We start from the raw sequence: 22,170 nt of genomic DNA, 5'->3' as shown, positions 1-22,170 counted from the left end.
GTTACTTAAGGGACGATTGGTTCAGAAAATTGGTTACCCAAGACGATGGGGTGATATAAGGTTGTTCCAGTTGTTCCAGTTGTTCCAGTTGTTCCAGTTGTTCCAGTTGTAACTGTTGGCTAAGTGAAATCAGTGTTGGGGCCGGAAGAGACGACTCAACTTGCAGTTTAGGATGGCATAATATAGATAATGGCGGCCCATCAGCGATGAGCTCCCCATTTGATAAATGTAAGGTCCGCTGGAAATGGCGTGCTACAAAGTCAAGGTCATGGCTAATGGTGACCACCGTAACCCCTTTTTCACGTTGCAATGTTAGCCAATGCTCGAATCGGCGCATCCAACATGCATCGAAATCACGGCTAGGCTCATCGAGTAATAATAATTTAGGAGAGATAGCCTCTAAACAGGCAACAGCAACCATTCTTCGTTGGCCTGCATGCAAATCTAAAGGGTGTTTATCTGCAACATCAGTGAGGCCGCAAGTCTTTAGCGCATGTAATGTACGCGTTTGAATTTCAGCTTTAGCGTATTTTTGCCGCTTTAAACCAAAGGCGATTTCGTCTTTGACTCGACTATGAAAAATTTGTTTTTCAGCTTCTTGAAATAAAATACCGATCTGGTTTGCTCTATGGGGTGCAGTAATGGCACTGAGCTTTTGATTGTCGAGGTGTATATGACCGCTGGTGGGTTGCAATAAACCCGCTAAAAGTCGCAATAGTGTTGATTTCCCCGCGCCATTATCCCCTACTAAAGCTACCCATTCTCCAGAGTATATGGAGACAGATAAGCTCTTAATATTATCATGACTAGAACTTGGCCAACGGTAAGTTAGCTTATCGAGTTGCAGCATACCGCTCCTTAAATGCTTGCACCAGTTGGCTTTCATTATGGGGGATATTACCAACCCAAAGACCTTGTTTGACTAGCTCTCCCACGGCTCGCCATGCGTCTGGCATATTAATAGTTTCAAGTGCAGCAAGAAAAATATCATTCAAGCTGCCGACGGCTTGCATTTTTCCTGCTTCTAAAAATGCTTTACCAGAACTTAATAGCAAAAAAGTACTGCAAAAATGGGTTGCGGGTAATAAATTGCGCTCAAATAACATTAAGCTACAACCAGTTTGTTCGGTGTATTGCTTGAGTTGAATTAAAATATGCTGTGTCGCACTAGGTGTTAACCGACTAAATGCCTCATCGAGTAGCAGTAATTTCGGTTGCATTGCTAAAGCGCTGGCTAAGACGACACGCTGAGCTTCACCACCCGATAAGGTTGAAGGGTGCCGAGTACGTAACGGCTCACAGAAGGTTAAACGGATTGCTTGTTCAACCCGCCTATCTATCTCTTCTGGTGCTAACCCTAAATTTTCAGGCCCAAAGGCTATTTCTTGCTCGACGGTAAAAGCACAGCCTGATAGCTGTAAATGTGGGGATTGTTGAATGAGTTGCCGGCTAGTTGAAGCTTGAATTAATGAGTCTGTTGTCAATGTTCCCTGTAAAACATTGGCGACACCTTCAATTTTCCCACGGATTAAATCATCATGCCAGCCCGCAAGTAGTTGGGCTAATGTACTTTTACCACTGCCATTGCCCCCGTATACACATAGCCACTGGCCTGGATCGAGATGTAAATCTATCGGCCCTAATAAAATTTGCTCTGTTCCTTGTGGAATAAAGCACATTTGTTGCAAATTCACCACCACAGAGCTAAACCACCTTCAATAAAAATAAATATGACTAACCCGTAGCGTAAGGATATTTGCCATAAACTGTCAGCGGGAGGGTTAAGGGTCGTACGGTTAGAGCTGTATCGAAAGCCACGCATATCCAGCGCGGCACTGCGGATACTCAACTCATTGAGTGTATTACTGGCTAGTGGAAATAATAAGGCCGGCAATGATGTGATGCGCTGCCAAATCCCGCCATTTAAGGGAACTCCGCGAGCAATTTGAGCTTCACGGATAGTTATCAACTGTTGGCGTAGTTGTTCAACGAGTAATAGTGGACCTGCCAATAAATAGGCAAAGCTTGCGGGCAACCTGCTAGCAAATAGGGCTCGAATAAACCGCTCCGTCGGGACAAATTGCAAACAAAGTTGGGAGCCACTAATAATAGTTAATAACCTAAACCATAATGCCATGGCAAAATCTGGGCGGCTATTTTTCAACGTATCCCCTGTGAGTATCTGGGCTAACCAACCACTATGGATAAGCCAGAGACCTGCCGCCATGGGTATCATAATCCACGCGACAACACGCCAACGATGACGAGCGGGTTGCCATAATAGTAATACCATAAAAGTACTACAACCTAGCAGAGCTAAAGGCCACCCCAAAGGCAAAAATAGTGAACTCGCACTCAGCCAGAGCCAAAGCGTCAGCGAGGTAAACGGGTGCATTTAACTTACCTTAGCCATATTGGGGTAGTTGCGTTGCACTCGCTCCGGCAATTGGCGAACCAGCAGCCAAGCAACAATAGCGGAAATAACTTTATCTGCGATGTTGGCACCTAGAACGGTAATCGCGACTGATTCAAGTAAGTTATCTCCAACGGCATGGAAATAGGCAACGAAAAAATCAGCTCCACTACCCGTCGTCCCTGCAAATAAGTAAGTGCGAATAGGGACAGCAACGAGCATTAATGCAAAGGTAATAATGACCCCGGATAAAATAACTCTAGGTAAGGTGCGAAAACAGCCGGCACGGGCTAACAACCCAGCACTGAGGCCGATCATCATGGCTACGGGGGCAAATGCTGCGGCGATAGGCCCGCTGAGTAATCCCCACAATAAATTGGTTAATAAGCCACTAAACAAGGCGACCCAAGGGCCTGCTAATAACGCACAAATTAGCGTTCCAATAGAATCGAGAAAAATAGGCAGTTTTAACATAGAGCTTAATTGCCCAATAATCATATTAATCGCGATCGAAAAAACAATTAAAGTCAGTGTGCGACTAGAAATAATCGACGTTTTGCTCATGACAACGTATTCCTTGCTATGATGGAATAATAAATTAACGAGAGGTGATAATAAGTTCTTCGTAACCTGAAAGAGGACACGGTTCACGTGTGAAATTGGTTTTTTCAAGTTCACCAATCACCAGTTCTAATGTGGTTCTCACTGTGCAACCGGGCATCATATGGCCACCAAGCACTTTGCCAGTTTCGTCAGCAACCGCCAGATGAAGGTGTTCACCTTGGGCATCCAACGTACCGATTAAAGAGACAATCTCAAATTTACCTGTTGTATGATGCGTTATATCCTGCCCAGCGAAACGTAGAGCAACATTGGTTAAGCTGCCAACACTCCCAGCAATAAACGCAGCTTGCAGACGATGATGTGCAATTTGTTGGCGTAAGGATAAAATCACATCTTCATCGGGTACTAAGCGGATAGCAATAAAACGAGCGTTGGAATAAAGGGGTAAAGGGTGGGTCATATCATTAATCCTAATTATTGTGCTAGTAATAAGTGCCACACAATTTAGTAAATTATCAATTATCTTGGTTTATGACTTTTTATATTAATAACTGATGGATATTATACTCAATAATTACCAATTGTCTGGGAACAAAGGTGTTTGAGTGCATCTTTAGTAAAACGCACTGTAAGTTGGTGTTTATGGTGATGAATATGGGAAAAATGAAGAAATAAAAAAATAAAGAGTCATGAATATCCCGAATATTTAGCTTAAGTTTTATTGCTTACAGGTGGATTTAAACTTAACGGTGTTTTTCTGAGCGCGATAAACGGATAACCATGGTTTATGCTAGCGAGTGTTTTCTTTAATATGGATAAATTGCTAAGGGAAATGTCTACTATTCCCGTTTAAACCATCCTCGGATGGTATAGCTTTGGGGATAGTTCAGTATGCTAGATGGGCAATATTCGTATTCATACATGCCTTTAGTTAGAATAAAGCTAAAAATATTAAACAGCATCAATTGATATTAATAAGTAATACAAGTGTAATTACTAAGTTAATATGATGGAAGGAGACAGTCAGTTTTATTATTCATTATAATAATAGGTTAGCAAAAACAAAATAGAGCATGTATATATTTGCTTCTTTGATGATGAGCCAATAACATGTTTTGAAACCAATCATTTTAGCTGTTCGTAAAATAATAATTACGCGTTCTACAGGGATAAATCTATGAGTCATGTTGATCCAACATTAATCATCCTACTGGTATTAGCTGGGTTAGGGATCATAAGTCATAATATGACGGTCACTCTTGCGATGTTATTTTTATTGGTGGTTAGGATAACGCCATTGAATAATTATTTCCCATGGATTGAAAAATATGGGTTAACAATCGGCATTCTTATTCTCACTATTGGGGTGATGGCTCCTATCGCAAGTGGCAAAATAACAGCGAACGAAGTCCTGAGCTCATTTTTAAATTGGAAATCAATCCTTGCCATCGTGATTGGTATTGCCGTCTCTTGGCTAGGTAGCCGTGGGGTGACTTTAATGTCACATCAACCTTCTACAGTCGCAGGGTTATTAGTCGGGACAGTTATTGGTGTCGCTTTGTTCCGCGGCGTTCCTGTAGGGCCGTTAATTGCGGCTGGGATCTTGTCATTATTAATTGGGAAATCATAACATTACTATGGTTGAACTATTATCTCCCATTGTAGAACAGCTTCGTTTTCTGGGCATGCGGCGTCTTTTGCTCCTTTCAGGAGACGATGCTTGGGTCGAGCAACAACTGATAAACCTACAAGAAACACTAAAGGGGGATTGGTTAACGCTATCCTCTAGCTTACCGAGGGCGGTTCTACCTGAAAATGCACACTTGTTGTTAGGTCGGGAGTTTTTACACGGTATTTTTGACGCGCGTAAAGGCCTACATAGTGAAGCATTGGCAATATTATCTGGGGCATTGAAGGCTGGCAGTCTGTTGGTTTTATGTACCAAAGAGCCGTCGAGATGGGCAGCCAGTGAAGATGTGGATAGCCTACGCTGGAATGAGCAACACGGTATTATTCCCACTCCTAATTTTGTATCGCACTTACAACACACAATTCACTTATCGGATACCGTATTATTTTACCAGCAGGGGAATACTCCCAGTTTTTCATTGTTGGAAAATAAAACCAAATGGTTGCCAGCAACAGGTCAACCAACCAAACAACAACAAAAAATTATTAGCCAACTATTACATGCTCAAGGTGGTATTTGGGGGGTAATAGCACCTAGAGGGCGGGGGAAATCGACCCTTGCGGGGATGCTAATACAACAATGGCCTGGGGAGTGCTGGTGTTGTGCTCCAGCGAAAGTGGCGACAGAAGTGTTAACACAACGGGCAGGTAAGCCAATTACGTTTTGGTCCCCAGATAATCTTTTGTCGTTTTGTCGCCAGAAAAAAAACATTACTGCAGATTGGTTAATTATTGATGAAGCTTCAGCCATCCCAAGCTATATTTTGCGTGAATTAGTAGAATACTTTCCTCGAGTTTTATTGACGACGACCGTTGATGGTTATGAGGGAACTGGGCGAGGTTTTATGTTGAAATTTTGTGCTAGTTTGCAAAATTTCACAGCACTTCAGCTTGATGAGCCGATGCGTTTTGCTCGAAATGACCCTTTAGAGCTGTGGCTTAACCAAGCACTCCTGTTACAAGAACCAGAATGTCAGAAAAATAAGGTTGATGCCATTGAGTATTTAGGGATAACTCAAATGGAATTGGCGGCTAACTATACCCAACTTAGCGCTTTTTATGGCTTATTGATGAGTGCGCATTATCGAACATCTCCTTTAGATTTAAGGCGTTTATTGGACGCAAAGCAACAACATTTTATGGCGGCAAAAGCTGTCGGCCATGAAAGCACTTTCATTGGTGCTGTATGGATGGTAGATGAGGGGCAATTAACTGAAGCGCTAGGCTGGCAAATTTGGGCTGGTTTACGCCGGCCTAGAGGGAATTTAGTTGTACAGTCATTAGCCGCACACAGTTATTTTCCGAATGTTGCTCAATGGAAATCACGTAGGGTAATGCGTATTGCCGTTGAGAGCCATTATCGAAGAAAACAAGTTGGTTTAACATTATTAGAAAAGCAACAGGTTATTGCGAAACAACAGGGTTTGGATTTTTTATCAGTCAGTTTTGGGTTAACCCCGGATTTACTCGCATTTTGGCAAAAAGCAGGTTTTCGGTTAATTCGCATAGGGGACCATAAAGAAGCGAGTAGCGGGTGTTTTACTGCGATGGCAATATTACCGATTTCTAGCCGCGCATCTCAATTTTGTGAGCAAGGTGAATTGTTGTTACAGCGGGATGTAGCCTGGCGTGAGGATTTATCAGCGTTTAATTTACTAGTAAGTGACCAACAGCAGTTAATGGATGAAGATTGGTTAGAACTAGTCGGTTTTAGTGAGTTTAAACGCCCTCTAGCAGCAAGTAAAAGTGCCATTATGCGTTTGTTAACTGTAACTTCAAATGAACTACCTTTGTTAAGTAGGCATTTGCAATCATTAGAGCCGATAACTCAAATTTGCGCTGATATGGCATTAACAGGGAAAAAACAATGGCTACAATTAGCGAGAAAAGAGGTTGGTACACAAGTAAAAAAATACCAACCCGATTTGCTTAGCAAAATAAAACAAAAGATTATTTCTTTTTGTCATTAGGCCAGTCATCCTCATCGTCCCATAAGTGGTTATTATCTTTATGAGGAGGGAGTTCAGGTTTATCATCTAGGTATTTTTTGGGGTCAAGTCTCAGCATTTCTTTTACTGAGTTCCAAATAATACCGACTAGTAAGAGTAAAATTATCCACCAGTAGTCAGCTAGCCATTGCATATTCACCTTCCATTCGTCATTCTTTGAGCTGTCTGTGCGTTGATTTCGCTCAGTCACCCTAGTCACATACGGGTGTATGCTCCTAGGGATGCCTTCTCTTATCGCCTTCATACAACTCAAATAATTTAGAATGGGTATGGAACAGTCATTCTTTGAGCTGTCTGTGCGTTGATTTCGCTCAGTTACCCTAGTCACATACGGGTGTATGCTCCTAGGGATGCCTTCTCTTATCGCCTTCATACAACTCAAATAATTTAGAATGGGTATGGAACAGTCATTCTTTGAGCTGTCTGTGCGTTGATTTCGCTCAGTCACCCTAGTCACATACGGGGGTATGCTCCTAGGGATGCCTTCTCTTATCGCCTTCATACAACTCAAATAATTTAGAATGGGTATGGAACAGTCATTCTTTGAGCTGTCTGTGCGTTGATTTCGCTCAGTCACCCTAGTCACATACGGGGGTATGCTCCTAGGGATGCCTTCTCTTATCGCCTTCATACAACTCAAATAATTTAGAATGGGTATGGAACAGTCATTCTTTGAGCTGTCTGTGCGTTGATTTCGCTCAGTTACCCTAGTCACATACGGGTGTATGCTCCTAGGGATGCCTTCTCTTATCGCCTTCATACAACTCAAATAATTTAGAATGGGTATGGAACAGTCATTCTTTGAGCTGTCTGTGCGTTGATTTCGCTCAGTTACCCTAGTTACATACGGGGTATGTGACTAGGCGAGTTTCCTATCACCTTTATTAGAAATTAAACGGCATGATAAAAATATAGCTATACTCGTTAAAATCGGACAATACCTTCAACACGCTAAAATAAAGGTAATCATAATCATTTCAATCGGCAAAATCGACTTTTCATTACGCCTATTTACCATTACAGTATATCATTGATATTACTATGAGTTACCACAGATTTTGTAAGGTATTTTACCTTAGTATCTGCTTATTTCTTATTCTTTATAAAGGAGGAGGAGTTTTGAAAAAATTGTTCCTCATTACCATTGGATGGTTAGCTGTTGTACTGGCTTTTGCTGGTGTGGTGCTTCCCGTTTTGCCAACAACCCCTTTTTTATTATTAGCTGCTTGGTGCTTCTCTCGCTCATCACCGCGTTTCCATCACTGGTTGCTATATCGTTCGTGGTTCGGTAGTTATATTCGTCATTGGCAAAAACATAAAGGGTTACCAAAGGGGGCTAAACCTAAGGCTATTATTTTAATCTTATTAACATTTTCATTTTCTATTTGGGTTGTTAGTTACCTTTGGTTAAAAATAAGCTTATTGGTACTGTTATGTTGGTTGTTAATGTTTATGTATAGGCTTCCAGTGGTTGATGAACAAATTTCAGGGAAAAATAAGAAGGTTTCATAGACGGGGAATTCCAATCTATGAAACGCAATATAATAGGGGGAAATGTCTTAGCTAGTCTTATACATCTAGGCGAATATAACGCTCAAATACATAATTTAAGTTGTTGATTAGCCAATTTTTACCATAGATCTCTTCTTGCTGTAACACTTGTTTAATCACTTCAGGTGTTAATAATTGCTCAGCTTCATGCGCTAAAGGCCAATAACTAATATGCCACGGTTCGTATGCGACACCAGCATCAATTGCTGTGAACGGGCGATAAAAATCGAATGTTGACATATTTTCAGTAAGCCAATCATTTAGCTCTGCAAGGTAGCCCCCAGCCTCATATTCCCATGGTTCTAACTGCAATGTTTGCCCTGTAGGGATACGCAAAGGGTCATAAACATCAATCTCTGTGCCCCAGTGATGGCGACTGGCTCCGGGTAATGCGGACCAATGCAGAATAGCTTCACATAGTTCCCCTTCAGAAAGTTGGCTGATATCTAATGGTTGACTATGAGTATCAAGAACAGGGCGCAGGCCGGTAAATTTTTCATTCCAAATAAGTTGTTGACGTGAAAAATCACGAAAAGCGCTTGCTGACTGTAATTTAAAGCCCGCTTTAGTCGCGGTTTGTTGCATTGCAAGAAACGCTTTTGTTGCATTAAATTGCAAGCGATGTGACCCGCCAAGCGTAACTAAATGGTCTGTTGAGCGGCCAGTTAGCATTTCAACAGTGAGCATATTATTGGTGGTCATAGTATTAACAACTCCATGATCCTCTCATAGATTAAAGCTAATTGTTGTAGGTCATCCACTTTTACGCATTCATCAACTTTATGAATTGTTGCATTTAATGGGCCTAGTTCAATCACTTGAGTGCCCATTTGAGCGATAAAACGGCCATCCGACGTACCACCACTGGTTGAAAGTTCAGCGTTTTGACCCGTTAATTCATGAATTGCTTGTAATGTAGCGGTAACTAATTCGCGTTTTTCTGTCAAAAAAGGTTGCCCAGATAGTACCCATTCAATTTTATACTCGAGTCCATGTCGTGATAACATTTCAGTGACCCTGTCACGTATTTGTGTGTCAGTCAACTCAGTACTAAAACGGAAATTAAATTGGACAGATAATTCTCCAGGGATCACATTACTTGCCCCTGTCCCTGCATGGATGTTAGCAATTTGCATCGTCGTTGCTGGGAAAAAATCATTACCAGTATCCCATGTGGTGGTCGTAAGCTCATGCAAAAACGCACTTGCGCGGTGAACTGGGTTAGTTGCTAAATGTGGGTAGGCGACATGGCCTTGTACGCCGATGATAGTGAGGTTAGCTGTGATTGAACCTCTGCGGCCATTTTTAACAATGTCACCTAATTGAGCTTGACTAGAAGGCTCACCGACTAAACAGTAGTCGACGCGTTCTTGGCGCTGCATTAAAGTTTCAACGACTTTAACAGTACCGTCTAACGCATCTGCCTCTTCATCTGAGGTAATTAAAAAGGCTAAACGACCCTGATGGTTGGGGTGTTTTTCAACAAATCGCTCTGCAGCGACGACCATTGCTGCGACTGAACCCTTCATGTCGGCAGCACCACGGCCATAAAGATGCTGATTTATAATCGTAGGTGTAAATGGTGGTGTTTGCCACTGAGCACTATTACCCGCAGGGACAACATCAGTGTGACCTGCGAAGGCTAAAGTAGGGCCTTTTGCGCCACGAAATGCCCAAAAATTTAATGTATTCCCAAAGGGCATGGGCTCAATAATGAAGCCAATTTTGTCTAGGCGTTCAATAAGTAAGGCTTGGCAGCCTTGGTCATCAGGGCTGATTGAAGGGCGAACAATAAGTTCTTTGGCAAGTTGAATAACCGGACAATCCATTTTAATCACCTGATTATTTAATGAAGTTTTGGTACTCATCCGCATTAAACCCAACTAGATAACGGTTATCAGCGGAAACAAGTACAGGGCGTTTGATCATCGCAGGCTCTGCAAGTAATACCTTTTTAGCGCTATTAGCGTCGATAACGGCATTTTTTTCATCATCAGTCAATTTACGCCATGTAGTACCACGCTTATTAACGAGGATTTCCCAGTCAATGTTATCCATCAGTGTAGAAAGTAATGCATCACTAATTCCATCAACCCGATAATCATGGAACTGATAATCAACCCCATTATCCTCTAAGTATCGGCGAGCTTTTTTTATGGTGTCACAATTTTTAATTCCGTACATAATATAAGGAGAAGCAGCAGGGGTGTTCGACATACAATGGTCCTCAAAAAATAGCGATATACCTTATATAATGCGGGAAAATGCATTGAGGATCTACCCCAAAATGGTAAATAGATATCAAGGTTATTATTTGCTTACATATAGTTTATTTCATAAATATTAAATGAATTAAACTGAGCGTTAATATTAAATTATATAGATTTATTTTGAGCGCATATATATTAAGCTTGCTTCAAGTCGTGAGCGGACACGTAGCTTCTTAAGAATATTGCGTATGTGAACTTTCACCGTTTCCTCTGAAATAAAAAACAATTTAGCTATTTCCCTATTTTTTAAGCCTAGTGCCATTTTGTGAATGATTTCACATTCGCGTCGAGTTAGTGTTGATAAAGGGTCAGTAGATTGATGCCGTGTAATAAGCAGTTGATATATTTTTTCACTAAACACATGCTGGCCTTCTGATGCTTTTTTCATACTATAAAATAGCATATCTAGATCACTGTTTTTTAATAAATAACCTTGAGCACCGGAATCGATAGCATTATACACATCAGTCTTAATAGTAGATGCAGATAACACTAATATATAACTATTTATACAATGCTTACGAAGTGAGCGTATGGTCTCAAACGTTTTATTCCCTCGAATATTAGTATCAATTATTATTAGGTTAGGGTGTAACTGTGTTGCGACATTCAAAGCGTCGTTACAGCAGCAACATTCAGCAATTATAGTAAAGTAATCATCGGTATTTATAAGTTGACGTAATCCGAAGTGTATGATCGGGTGTTCATCAATAATCATTACTGAATAATTAGACATAGTCGGTTCCTTTGTCATGTCTTAAGGAATATCATATTTTCCATATAGAGAGTGGGCTGTTAAATAATTTATTTAATATATAATTAATATATATAATAGTGTTTTTTCACTATGTATTAGGTTGTTATATATTGCCTGTATTGCTGAAATAAGTTACTGAAATATGTTATGAGAACACGACATAAAAATAATAATCACAAATTTTGATAATACATTAAATTGGTGTAAATAATATCTAATATTTTAATATGATAATGATAAAAAAATAATCATGAAAGTAAAAATAATATTTTCACAATTTAATTTGCATGTTTTTTAAATTGAAGGAGTACATAATGATATATGATTTATATAAAATTAATAAATATCTTAGTCTGTGAGAAATAGATTAATATCTTAAACGTGTTGCTGTTATCACTTTTATTATTGGTAGAGGCAGGGGGACTTTGAATGGATAAAACGATAGCGCAGGTAAGGTATCTGCAGACATATTGCTGATAATATCATCGTAACCGAAAGATTTTTCTGGAAATTGCCAGCATGATCATGATTTGCTAGTGAGATGTGTTTATACTGTTAGCGCTCTTACCTTACCAATTTTGAAAGGACTTGACGATGGATGATAAATTAAAACAAAGTGCTCTTGATTTTCATGAGTTTCCACATCCTGGGAAAATTACTGTTACTCCAACTAAACCATTAACAACCCAGCGCGATCTTGCATTAGCTTATTCCCCCGGCGTTGCTGTTCCATGCCTTGAAATTGCTGAAAACCCACTTAAAGCTTACCGTTATACTGCTAAAGGTAACCTTGTTGGCGTTGTGTCCAACGGTACGGCAGTTCTTGGGTTAGGTAATATTGGTGCTTTGGCAGGTAAACCTGTCATGGAAGGGAAAGGCGTACTATTTAAAAAGTTTTCTGGCGTTGATGTCTTTGATATTGAAGTTGATGAAACAGACCCAGACAAACTGGTTGATATCATTGCTTCGCTTGAGCCAACTTTTGGTGGTATTAATTTGGAAGATATCAAAGCGCCAGAATGCTTTTATATTGAACAAAAACTGCGTGAACGCATGAAAATACCCGTATTCCACGATGACCAACACGGGACAGCGATTATCTGTACTGCTGCGGTTATCAATGGATTACGTATTGTAAAAAAAGAGATTGGTGACGTCCGTCTAGTAGTTTCAGGCGCGGGAGCCGCATCAATCGCTTGTATGAATTTATTAGTCGCATTAGGCTTAAAACGTGAAAATATCACAGTTTGTGACTCAAAAGGTGTTATTTATAAGGGTCGTGACGAAAAAATGGATGTCACTAAAGCGGCCTATGCGATTGAAGATAACGGCCAGCGTACTTTAGCTGATGCGATACCAAATGCCGATATTTTCCTAGGTTGTTCTGGTCCTCGTCTTTTAACGCCTGAAATGGTGAAAACCATGGCAAAAGACCCACTCATATTGGCGCTTGCCAACCCAGAGCCTGAAATTCTTCCACCGTTAGCCAAAGAGGTTCGTCCTGACGCCATTATCTGTACAGGTCGTTCTGATTATCCTAACCAAGTTAATAACGTTTTATGCTTCCCATTCATTTTCCGTGGTGCACTGGATGTGGGTGCGACAACCATTAACGAAGAAATGAAACTAGCTTGTGTGTATGCCATTGCAGATTTGGCTTTGGCAGAACAAAGTGAAGAAGTGGCCTCTGCGTATGGTAATCAGGACTTATTTTTTGGCCCTGAATATATTATTCCTAAACCATTTGACCCACGCTTAATTGTTAAGATTGCTCCTGCTGTTGCAAAAGCCGCTATGGATTCAGGCGTTGCAACACGACCAATCGAAGACTTTGATGTGTATATCGAAAAATTAAATCAGTTTGTCTATAAAACAAACTTGTTTATGAAGCCTATTTTCTCTCAAGCGAAAACAGAGAAAAAACGCATTGTTTTGGCGGAAGGGGAAGAAGAGCGCGTATTGCATGCGACTCAAGAATTAGTTTCATTAGGTTTAGCGTTCCCTGTTTTAGTTGGGCGTCCTAGTGTGATTGAAATGCGCATTCAAAAGCTTGGCCTACATATTGAACTAGGTAAAGATTTTGAAGTAGTAAACAATGAAAATGACCCACGGTATAAAGAGTACTGGCAAGAATACTACCAGATTATGAAACGCCGAGGCGTCTCACAAGAAATGGCACGTCGTGCTGTAATCAATAACCCAACCTTAATTGGTGGGATCATGGTATTGCGTGGCGAAGCAGATGGGATGATTTGCGGTACTGTCGGAAGTTATGGTGAACATTACGAAGTCGTCAAAGAACTATTTGGTTTCCGTGAAGGTGTTCATACCGCAGGTGCGATGAATGCCTTGCTACTACCAACCGGTAACACGTTTATCGCCGATACTTACGTTAATGAAGACCCTACACCTGAAGAGCTAACAGAAATTACTTTAATGGCGGCAGATACCGTACGTCGCTTTGGTATTGAACCAAAAGTTGCTCTGCTTTCTCGTTCTAGTTTTGGTTCTTCGGATTGCGCATCAGCACAAAAAATGCGCGACACACTTGCGATGGTTAAAGCACGTGATCCGCACCTTGAAATTGACGGTGAAATGCATGCCGATGCGGCCTTAATCGAATCAATTCGCAAAGATGTGATGCCTGATAGCCCATTAAAAGGTTCAGCTAACTTATTGATTATGCCTAATATGGAAGCAGCTCGTATTAGTTATAATTTACTGCGAGTGACTAGCTCTGATGGTGTTACTGTAGGGCCAGTATTGATGGGAGTAGCGAAGCCTGTGCATATTTTAACGCCAATTGCTTCAGTACGTCGCATTGTGAATATGGTGGCATTAGCCGTTGTAGAAGCACAAACTAACCCGCTATAGGTTTTGTGTTAATAACTTAACATTATCTGTAAAGACTTCTGTTTTTATAAAATAGAAGTCTTTTTTAATTGAAAATGATTCTCATTATCTGTATTTTGTAGTGTAGACTACAGCATACGGAAAGTATAATGATTTCAATTAGATTAATATCAAAAGTATCCATTTTTATCGTCGGGTTATTCATTATTAGCGGTTGTGTGCAAAAAGTTACACCGTCCATAGTACAACTAGATAATCAGCTTACTGGGCCAAATCAATTGGTTGATTTGTCTACCGGAAAACCAATTACGCCTCAACAACTTATCCAGCAACTCGCACAATCCACTCATGTGATTGTGGGGGAAAAGCATGACAATCTGTATCATCACCAAATAGAGCAGTGGGTTGCTCAGGAAATGCAACAGCTTCGCCCTCAAGGCTCTGTGTTACTTGAAATGATTACGCCTTCACAGCAAAACAATATCACCAAGGTGCAAGCTCAGATGCAAAGTAACCTTTATATACGTGATGAAAAGCTACAGGCGGCTATTAAGTGGAATACTGGCTGGCCTTGGGGCTTATACGGTAATCTGGTAAGGCATTTACTTAGTCAGCCATATCCTTTGTTGAGCGCTAATTTAGATAAACAGGTTATTACAGAGGCTTATGCTAATCCACCTGTACTAAAAGGCCAGTATTCAACGCAGTCAGTAGTACAAGATACAATTCGGAAAACGATTAAAAGCTCACATGGTGGGGAACTTACCGTTGAACAAGTAGAAAAAATGACTGTTATTCAGCAGATGCGTGATCGGGCAATGGCACAAGCGTTAATCAATGCGCCAAAACCTGCGTTGCTGTATGCCGGTGGGTACCACGCAACCCGTGCAATCGGGGTTCCTTTACACTTACAAGATTTAGCTCCTGAAATAGAATTTAAAGTTTTGATTATCTCCGAAGAGGGTAATCAAATTGAAAACTTACATGCTGATTATGTTTGGTATACGCCAAAGAATAATTAATTTCGCATAAGATAAGTAATATTCATTAATTATGCGAATGATTTAACATTAAAGTCAATAAATGCTTTTCATTTGCATTTGTTATTGATTATCATTTACATACTTTTTTTATGATAAGAAAGATGAAAATGGTGGCGATGACTTTAGGTTATGAACAAGCAACAAAAACCAGTAGCTCAGTTGTATTAGCGGTTCTTTTACACATAATGGTTATTGGTTTCTTTATTCGTACTATAGAAGATAAATGGGATGATTACTTACCATCACCTTCAGTGGTAATGGAACTCTCTTTTGAGTCAGAAGCAAAACAATTAACTGAAACTAATATTGGGAAAACACAAGAACTTTCGATAGCAAGCGAAGCAAAGCTGACTCCTGACGATGAGTTTCTTGAACCGGTTGTTCCAGTTAATGAAGATGCTGAATTATTAGTGGCGAAAATTAAAAATAAGAAAACACAACCAGAGGTCAAAAAAGCACATAAGGAAATTAGTAACAAACGAATAAGTGAAATTGAAAGCGATAATTCAAAAGCGAGTTCTGCACCGGTGACTAGTGAGGCGGTGGCTAAACAACAAACACAGCGCGTTGCTGCACAAGTTGATAGCAGTTCTCAAGCTGATGATAGCAAACGTCAATGGGAAGCAATGGTACTGGGGCAGTTGAACAAGTTTAAGCGCTACCCTGATGATGCGAAAAGGCGTAATAGAATAGGGCGTCCTATCATAAAATTTGAGGTTGATGCACAAGGTTATGTATTAGACAGTGTATTAATTAAAAACTCCGGGACGCAATCATTAGATAGAGAAGCACAACGTGTCCTTTTGAGAGCTGAACCATTGCCACCACCACCAATTGATATGTTAGTTAATGGAAAGGTAACGGTGAAGTTACCTATTGACTTTAATATCATCAATGATTAATCAGGGTAAGAAATGCTAACACATTTAAATCTATTGTCAGGCTTCTCTCAAGCCGTTAAATTTTGTCTCATTGTATTATTGGGACTACAGACAAACGCAAGTTTTGCGGAGGAAAGAATGATTGCACCAAAGGCACAAAAACAGCCTCATACGATGACTATTCATGGTGATACGCGTATCGATGATTACTATTGGCTGCGGGATGATGCAAGAAAGTCACCAGAAGTTATTGAATACTTAACACAAGAAAACAACTATACACAGCAACAACTTCAATCTGGAAGTTCGTTAAAAAAAGAAATTTATGATGAGTTGTTTTCTCGAGTAAAACAAGATGATGAGTCAGTTCCCTATAATTATAATGGTTATATATACCGTTCACGAGTCGTTGCGGGTAAAAACTATCCGATATATGAAAGACGCCCTATTAATAGTGATGGTGAATGGGTTGTCTTAGTTGATGGTAATGAACGCGCTAAGGGCACCGAATATTATCGCATGGGGGCATTAGCCATCTCGCCGGATAACACCACGCTAGCTATTGCTGAAGATCGCCAAGGGCGTAATGAATTTGCTGTGTCATTTCGCAAAATTAAGGGGGGCGAATGGCAAGAAAATATATTAACCAATACATCAGGTAATATTGTTTGGGCCAATGATAACCAAACACTATTTTATGTGAATAAGGACAAGCAAACATTGTTGCCTTACCAAGTGGTTAAACACCAATATGGTACACAACAAACCCAAGATAAACTGGTGTATGAAGAAAAGGATGACACTTTTTACGTTAGCTTAGCGAAATCGACGTCAAAAGATTTCATTTTAATTGGTATCACGAGTACTGAAACGTCTGAATACCGGTTAATTGATGCTAACCAGCCACAAAATGAAGTTAAAATTCTACAACCACGTCAAACAGGGGTTGAGTATTATCCTGATCATTTCAATGGTAAATTCTATATTCGCTCTAATCACCAACACCCATTATTTGGTTTATACATTGCAGACAATATTTCAGCGCCGTGGTTAAGCTTTATAGCCCCTCGTGATGGGGTAGATCTGGAAGATTTTGCTTTATTTAATAATTGGTTAGTTGTGGAAGAACGTCAAAATGGTTTGGTGAATATCCGCCAAATCAGTTGGTTAACGCATAAAGAAAACCAAGTAAGCTTTGATGACCCAACTTACATGGCGTGGATCGGGAATAACCCTGAGCCTGATACGGATACACTACGCTACGGTTATTCATCAATGACCACGCCATCTTCAGTATATGAAATTAATATGCTGACTCAAGAAAAGCAGCTTCTAAAACAAGAAGAAGTTAAAGATTTTAATAAACAAAATTACCAAAGTAAGCGTATTTGGGTTACTGCACGAGATGGTGTAAAAGTCCCTGTTTCCTTGGTTTACCGTAAAGATCTTTTCAAACAGGGTCAAAACCCATTGTTAGTCTATGGTTATGGCGCTTATGGTTACGGAATTGACCCATCATTTAGTTCATCCCGCTTGTCTTTGCTTGATCGTGGCTTTGTTTACGCGATTGCTCACATTCGTGGTGGTGGTGACTTAGGTAAAAATTGGTACATACAAGGTAAAACAATCCACAAGATGAATACCTTTACTGACTTTATTGATGCAACCAAAGGGTTATTATCAGAAGGTTACGGTAAAGCAGGGCATGTTTATGCCATGGGGGGAAGTGCTGGTGGCTTGTTGATGGGGGCGGTTGTGAACATGGCGCCTAATTTATATGAGGGTGTGGTTTCCGCTGTCCCATTTGTTGATGTGGTGACTACCATGTTAGACCCGTCAATTCCTCTGACGACAGGGGAATACGATGAGTGGGGGAATCCAGAAAACGAAGAGGATTACTGGAGAATAAAAGCTTATAGTCCATATGATAATATCAAAGCACAACATTACCCACATATTCTAGTGACGACAGGGTTACATGACTCTCAAGTTCAATACTGGGAGCCTGCTAAATGGGTAGCTAAATTGCGAGATATTAAACAAGGTGATTCATTATTATTATTAGAAACCAATATGAGTGCGGGGCATGGTGGTAAGTCAGGGCGTTTTAATGCGCTAGACGACATAGCTCGTGAATATAGCTTTATCTTAATGCTTGAAGATAAACCCAAATATTTTCCATATTTAAAATAATAATTAACCTATAAAAATTAGGTTTTCTTAGGGCAGCAACAATATTAATGGCATTGTTGCTGGGCCTTTTCACAGGCACTATTTTGTTCTGTGTTAGCAATGTGAGCGTATGACACTCAGTACGTTTACAGGAATGGTTTAATGAATAATAAAACAATAATTATGGTAGCTGGTATTATTGCCACTAGCTACCAAGGGGTTGCTTTAGCTGAAAATACGCAGCAGAAAAATAAACAGAAAAATAATGTGGTTAATTTTAGCCAGTTAAAAGTTTCGGGTGCGCAGAAACAAACCCCGCTCGTCAAAGCATTAGAAAAACCCGGTGCTTACAATGCGGTTGGTACGGAAAATAAATTACAGTCGATGGACAAAATTATCCGCACGATGCCCGGTACTTATACCCAAATGGATGGCAGCCAAGGAACGGTGAATGTTAATCTCCGTGGTCTGAGTGGTTTTGGGCGCGTGAATATGATGGTTGATGGTATCACGCAGAGTTATTATGGAATTTCCCCGAGTCAATATACACATGGACAACAACCAAATAATGATTTTGGCGCTTTAATCGATCCAAATTTTATTGTTGAAATTGAAGTAGAAAAAGGGCAATTAAATGGAGGAAATAGTGTTAACGCTTTAGTAGGGAGCGCAAATTTCCGCACTATCGGTATTGATGATGTGATTTTTAAAGATAATTTATATGGGCTCCGTAGTAAAGCTAGTTGGGGAGATAATGGTCTCGGTTATAATGGAATGGTGGCGGTTGCAGGGAAAACATTATTACAAGATGATGGTTATTTTGGCGGATTAATTGCGGTTAGTGGCCATAATATTCCTGGTAGTTATAAAAATGGTGATGGGTTTGATAGTGACGACTTTGCCACTGATTCCACTTTCAAACAAAAGCCCCAATCGCAATTAGCCAAATTGAAATATAAACCTAATGACAGCCATGAATTAGAATTCAGTGGTCGTTTCTTACAAAATAAGCTCACGAGAAGAAAGATTAATAGTGAAGATTATTATATTAAATATAAATATACGCCGCTGAATGAGTTAATTGATGTTGAGGTTTTAGCTAGCCATGGTAAAAACGACCAACAATTTGAAGGTGACTCATTAGGTTGGGCATTAAGGCAAGGTAAGTCTAAAAATATTGGCGATGGACTTAATCTTTCTAATACAAGTCGGTTTTCATATGGTGATGTTGATTTTCAATGGAAAGTAGGTTCTAAGTTATCTAAAACGAAATATGAGCGCGAGGTTAGTTCTGTTATTGACCAAGATACGTTGAACTATAACCCATTCTCGCCAAGTGGGTCGTTAGATCTTGCGAGCGCCTATACACAACTAGAAGCAAAGTATGGTATCTATACAGCAATTTTTGATTTGAACTATATGAATTACCACTTAAAAGGTTTCAAACCTGCATGTGGCGATCAAGATTTTTGTTTTCCACAAGAAGCCGCGACTTTAAATTTACGGGGTAATGGTTTTAACCCCGGAGTTTTATTATCAGCAGAAATTATTCCTGAATTCCAGCCATTTGTTAGTTATGCGCATTCAATGAGAGTACCGAATACGCAAGAGGTTTTTTATTCTCAAGAAGGTGGTAATTCAATGAACCCATTCTTAAAAGAAGAGAAATCACAGACATGGCAAGTTGGTTTTAATAGCTTTAAACCGGATTTAATTTTTGAAGGTGACCAGTTTAATATGAAGGCATTATGGTTCCATACAAAAATTAAAGACTATATTACGAGTAAGCCTTATTTACTTTGTCGCCCAAGATCAAATGCTGAACTGGCTTGGTGTTTGATGAATGATGATGTATGGGACAAAGAATTCCCAGAATTTATGCGTAAAAGCTATATGTATGTCAATGAGCCTCATGATGTTAATCTACGTGGCTATGAATTACAGGCTAATTATGATGCAGGTATAGTTTATTCAACATTATCCTATACCAAAGAAACTGGGGATCAACCTAACTCTATAGCTAAAGTTGCTGATTTCAGTGCGGGGGACTTCACAGAGCTTCCCGATTATTATTTGACGTTAGATTCTGGTGTACGTTTATTGGATGAGAAATTAACCGTAGGTACAACCATTACATGGACAGGCCCCTCAAAACGAATTGGTGTACAGTCTATCGTTGATCATGATGGAAATGCGCTAAAAGATAACTATGAAAAACAACCTACAATTATTGATTTATATGCAGACTATGAAGTTAATAAAAACGTTAAATTGATGATGACGGTTAATAATGTAACCAATAAAAATTATTCGGATGCACTAAATCGTGCAAATTCTACCGCTATTATGGAAGAACGCGGTAAAAACAATGCAACAGCTAGAGGGCGTACTTATATGATTGGCGGACAGGTGCGTTTCTAATCAACGTATCAGTTTAATACCACTTATCTCGTTATTTTTATCGAGATAAGTGGATAAAATAATCATTTCGATACTCTTTTGGCTTTAACCTTTTCAATATGGGTAACTTGGCTTTCAACCCAGCCATCATTAAGGCGAGTTTTCAGTGGTTGGCCGATTTTCACTTGGCTGGTTTTTTTCAACACTGTACCTTTAGCGGTTTCACTGATACTAAACCCGCGAGCTAAGGTAGCTAATGGGCTAACCGCTTCCATTTTTGAACAAGCTACTGCGAAACGTTGGCGGTAACTATTAACCAAACTCGTGACCATATTCTGCAAATGATACTGTGTCTGCTGCAACTGTCGCTGCTGTTTTTGCAATTGAGGGCGCAAATCATTTTGCAGTAAACGGCGATTAACTTTTTCGAATTTAACCGTTGAATTTTGTAGTTGTCGAGTCATCGACTGCGCCAGTTTTTGTTGCAATAAATTAAGCTGGTTATGTTGCCTTGCCAAACGCAATTGCGGGTGCTGTTGCTGTAAACGATGATGTAAACGAGCAAACCTTTGTTGTTGACCCGCCACGTAATAATCCATTGCCATTTCAAGATGTTGCTGTGCTGATTTTATCTGGCGTAGCATCTCTAATTGGTTACGGCTGACTAACTCTGCTGCGGCAGAAGGCGTTGGTGCTCGAACATCGGCAACATAATCCGCAATCGTCACGTCAGTTTCATGACCAACAGCACTAATTATAGGCAGTTGGCTAGCAAAAATAGCCCTAGCAACGATTTCTTCATTAAAGGCCCACAAATCTTCAAGTGAACCACCACCGCGACCAACGATTAATACATCGCATTCTTGACGCAAATTTGCCAGCTCAATCATTCTCGCAATTTGGGCTGGTGCCAATTCACCTTGAACCGCTGTAGGGTAAATGATAATTGGCAGTGAAGGGTCACGACGGCGTAAAATGTTTAAAATATCATGTAATGCAGCCCCGGTTGCCGAAGTGATAATACCGACGCATTTAGCTGGGCTAGGCAAAGTTTTTTTATAGGTGACATCAAACAAGCCTTGCGCATTTAGAGTTTGCTTTAAAAGCTCAAAGCGTTGTTGTAACAAGCCTTCGCCAGCAGGTTGCATGCTTTCGATGATCAATTGGTAATCACCGCGAGGCTCATACAAAGTCACGGTAGCCTTGACTAAAACTTGTTGGCCATTTTGTGGGCGAAATGTCACACGCGCATTTTGCCCACGAAACATCGCTGCACGAACTTGTGCACGGTCATCCTTCAAGGTCAAATACCAATGACCTGAACTTGGCTGCGAAAAATTAGAAATTTCAGCAGTTAGCCAAATACGGCCCATTTGGTTATCAAGAAGTTCGCGAACCGCTTGGTTTAGTTTACTAACTGAGTAAATAGCACTATTTTGTGATGTCGACATGTGAGCTAGATCAAATTTTAAAACAAGGACTTAATTGATAGATACTAACGTAGCCATTGGAGTTATCAAGTTTTTTTTCAAAAAAAGGCTGGAAGCAACCGATTACGGTGTGTATAA

General features: G+C 40.1%; 19 protein-coding genes. 8 read left to right on the top strand and 11 right to left on the bottom strand.

Annotated features, from left to right (window positions below; translation table 11 throughout):
* Nucleotide 1: 1 nt before the first annotated feature.
* Genes P3L56_RS11685 through P3L56_RS11665 form a run of 5 tightly spaced genes read right to left on the bottom strand, consistent with a single transcriptional unit; the run spans nucleotide 2 to nucleotide 3,437 of the window.
* Complete coding sequence (locus P3L56_RS11685) at nucleotides 2–850, bottom strand: energy-coupling factor ABC transporter ATP-binding protein (protein WP_198860665.1); 849 nt, start codon at nucleotides 848–850, stop codon at nucleotides 2–4.
* On the bottom strand, nucleotides 834–1,700 hold the full coding sequence (locus tag P3L56_RS11680; RefSeq protein WP_129465980.1) for an energy-coupling factor ABC transporter ATP-binding protein: 867 nt from the start codon (nucleotides 1,698–1,700) through the stop codon (nucleotides 834–836). The genes P3L56_RS11685 and P3L56_RS11680 overlap by 17 nt, the downstream gene beginning before the upstream one ends.
* Nucleotides 1,691–2,395, bottom strand: coding sequence for an energy-coupling factor transporter transmembrane component T (locus P3L56_RS11675; protein WP_198860664.1), 705 nt, complete (start codon nucleotides 2,393–2,395; stop codon nucleotides 1,691–1,693). The genes P3L56_RS11680 and P3L56_RS11675 overlap by 10 nt, the downstream gene beginning before the upstream one ends.
* Nucleotides 2,396–2,977 (bottom strand): membrane protein, encoded by a 582-nt coding sequence (locus P3L56_RS11670; protein ID WP_042843553.1) that lies wholly within the window; start codon nucleotides 2,975–2,977, stop codon nucleotides 2,396–2,398.
* Nucleotides 2,978–3,011: 34 nt separating this feature from the next.
* Nucleotides 3,012–3,437, bottom strand: coding sequence for a PPC domain-containing DNA-binding protein (locus tag P3L56_RS11665; RefSeq protein WP_042843555.1), 426 nt, complete (start codon nucleotides 3,435–3,437; stop codon nucleotides 3,012–3,014).
* A 717-nt stretch (nucleotides 3,438–4,154) separates the two neighbouring features.
* Between P3L56_RS11665 and P3L56_RS11660 the strand changes: the two genes are divergently transcribed.
* Nucleotides 4,155–4,607 carry a DUF441 domain-containing protein gene (locus P3L56_RS11660; RefSeq protein ID WP_004911348.1) on the top strand — a complete coding sequence of 151 codons (453 nt, stop codon included), beginning with the start codon at nucleotides 4,155–4,157 and terminating at the stop codon, nucleotides 4,605–4,607.
* A gap of 7 nt (nucleotides 4,608–4,614) precedes the next feature.
* The gene (locus P3L56_RS11655; protein WP_042843557.1) at nucleotides 4,615–6,636 is read left to right on the top strand and encodes a tRNA(Met) cytidine acetyltransferase TmcA; all 2,022 of its coding nucleotides are present in this window, start codon (nucleotides 4,615–4,617) and stop codon (nucleotides 6,634–6,636) included.
* Here the strand turns inward: P3L56_RS11655 and P3L56_RS11650 are convergent.
* Nucleotides 6,617–6,808, bottom strand: a complete 192-nt coding sequence (locus tag P3L56_RS11650) for a YpfN family protein (protein ID WP_042843559.1) — start codon at nucleotides 6,806–6,808, stop codon at nucleotides 6,617–6,619. The genes P3L56_RS11655 and P3L56_RS11650 overlap by 20 nt on opposite strands.
* A 986-nt stretch (nucleotides 6,809–7,794) precedes the next feature.
* On the opposite strand from P3L56_RS11650, the gene P3L56_RS11645 reads away from it, so the two are divergent.
* Nucleotides 7,795–8,187: a DUF454 family protein gene (locus P3L56_RS11645; RefSeq protein ID WP_094301207.1), complete on the top strand. Its 393-nt coding sequence runs from the start codon at nucleotides 7,795–7,797 to the stop codon at nucleotides 8,185–8,187.
* Nucleotides 8,188–8,244: 57 nt separating this feature from the next.
* On the opposite strand, the gene P3L56_RS11640 is transcribed toward P3L56_RS11645, so the two are convergent.
* The 4 genes from P3L56_RS11640 to P3L56_RS11625 all read right to left on the bottom strand — a co-directional run bounded on the left by P3L56_RS11640 (nucleotide 8,245) and on the right by P3L56_RS11625 (nucleotide 11,232).
* Entirely contained in the window at nucleotides 8,245–8,913 is a 669-nt protein-coding gene (locus P3L56_RS11640; protein WP_198861444.1) for a M15 family metallopeptidase, read from the bottom strand.
* Nucleotides 8,914–8,924: 11 nt separating this feature from the next.
* Nucleotides 8,925–10,055, bottom strand: coding sequence for a succinyl-diaminopimelate desuccinylase (gene dapE / locus P3L56_RS11635; protein ID WP_198861443.1), 1,131 nt, complete (start codon nucleotides 10,053–10,055; stop codon nucleotides 8,925–8,927).
* A gap of 13 nt (nucleotides 10,056–10,068) precedes the next feature.
* Nucleotides 10,069–10,443: an ArsC family reductase gene (locus P3L56_RS11630; protein WP_042843560.1), complete on the bottom strand. Its 375-nt coding sequence runs from the start codon at nucleotides 10,441–10,443 to the stop codon at nucleotides 10,069–10,071.
* 168 nt (nucleotides 10,444–10,611) lie between these two features.
* A complete protein-coding gene (locus P3L56_RS11625; protein ID WP_042843561.1) occupies nucleotides 10,612–11,232 on the bottom strand; it encodes a LuxR C-terminal-related transcriptional regulator in 621 nt (206 codons plus the stop codon).
* Nucleotides 11,233–11,847: 615 nt separating this feature from the next.
* Here P3L56_RS11625 and maeB point away from each other — a divergent pair.
* From maeB to P3L56_RS11600, 5 genes are all read left to right on the top strand, one after another.
* On the top strand, nucleotides 11,848–14,127 hold the full coding sequence (maeB, locus tag P3L56_RS11620) for an NADP-dependent oxaloacetate-decarboxylating malate dehydrogenase (protein ID WP_042843562.1): 2,280 nt from the start codon (nucleotides 11,848–11,850) through the stop codon (nucleotides 14,125–14,127).
* A gap of 128 nt (nucleotides 14,128–14,255) precedes the next feature.
* Nucleotides 14,256–15,128, top strand: a complete 873-nt coding sequence (locus tag P3L56_RS11615; RefSeq protein WP_166685068.1) for a ChaN family lipoprotein — start codon at nucleotides 14,256–14,258, stop codon at nucleotides 15,126–15,128.
* 128 nt (nucleotides 15,129–15,256) lie between these two features.
* Nucleotides 15,257–16,051 carry an energy transducer TonB gene (locus P3L56_RS11610; RefSeq protein ID WP_166685067.1) on the top strand — a complete coding sequence of 265 codons (795 nt, stop codon included), beginning with the start codon at nucleotides 15,257–15,259 and terminating at the stop codon, nucleotides 16,049–16,051.
* Nucleotides 16,052–16,168: 117 nt separating this feature from the next.
* Nucleotides 16,169–18,223, top strand: coding sequence for a S9 family peptidase (locus P3L56_RS11605; protein ID WP_247605637.1), 2,055 nt, complete (start codon nucleotides 16,169–16,171; stop codon nucleotides 18,221–18,223).
* 141 nt (nucleotides 18,224–18,364) lie between these two features.
* Nucleotides 18,365–20,623: a TonB-dependent receptor domain-containing protein gene (locus P3L56_RS11600; protein WP_166685066.1), complete on the top strand. Its 2,259-nt coding sequence runs from the start codon at nucleotides 18,365–18,367 to the stop codon at nucleotides 20,621–20,623.
* A 62-nt stretch (nucleotides 20,624–20,685) separates the two neighbouring features.
* Here the strand turns inward: P3L56_RS11600 and xseA are convergent, their stop codons facing one another.
* The gene (gene xseA / locus P3L56_RS11595) at nucleotides 20,686–22,053 is read right to left on the bottom strand and encodes an exodeoxyribonuclease VII large subunit (RefSeq protein WP_048607330.1); all 1,368 of its coding nucleotides are present in this window, start codon (nucleotides 22,051–22,053) and stop codon (nucleotides 20,686–20,688) included.
* Nucleotides 22,054–22,170 lie beyond the last annotated feature (117 nt).

Origin of the sequence: Providencia sp. PROV024, from assembly GCF_032709665.1 — a bacterium.
Classification (GTDB): domain Bacteria; phylum Pseudomonadota; class Gammaproteobacteria; order Enterobacterales; family Enterobacteriaceae; genus Providencia; species Providencia huashanensis.
The sequence above is the reverse complement of the archived record's forward strand: the minus strand, read 5'-3'. Positions and strand labels throughout refer to the sequence as shown.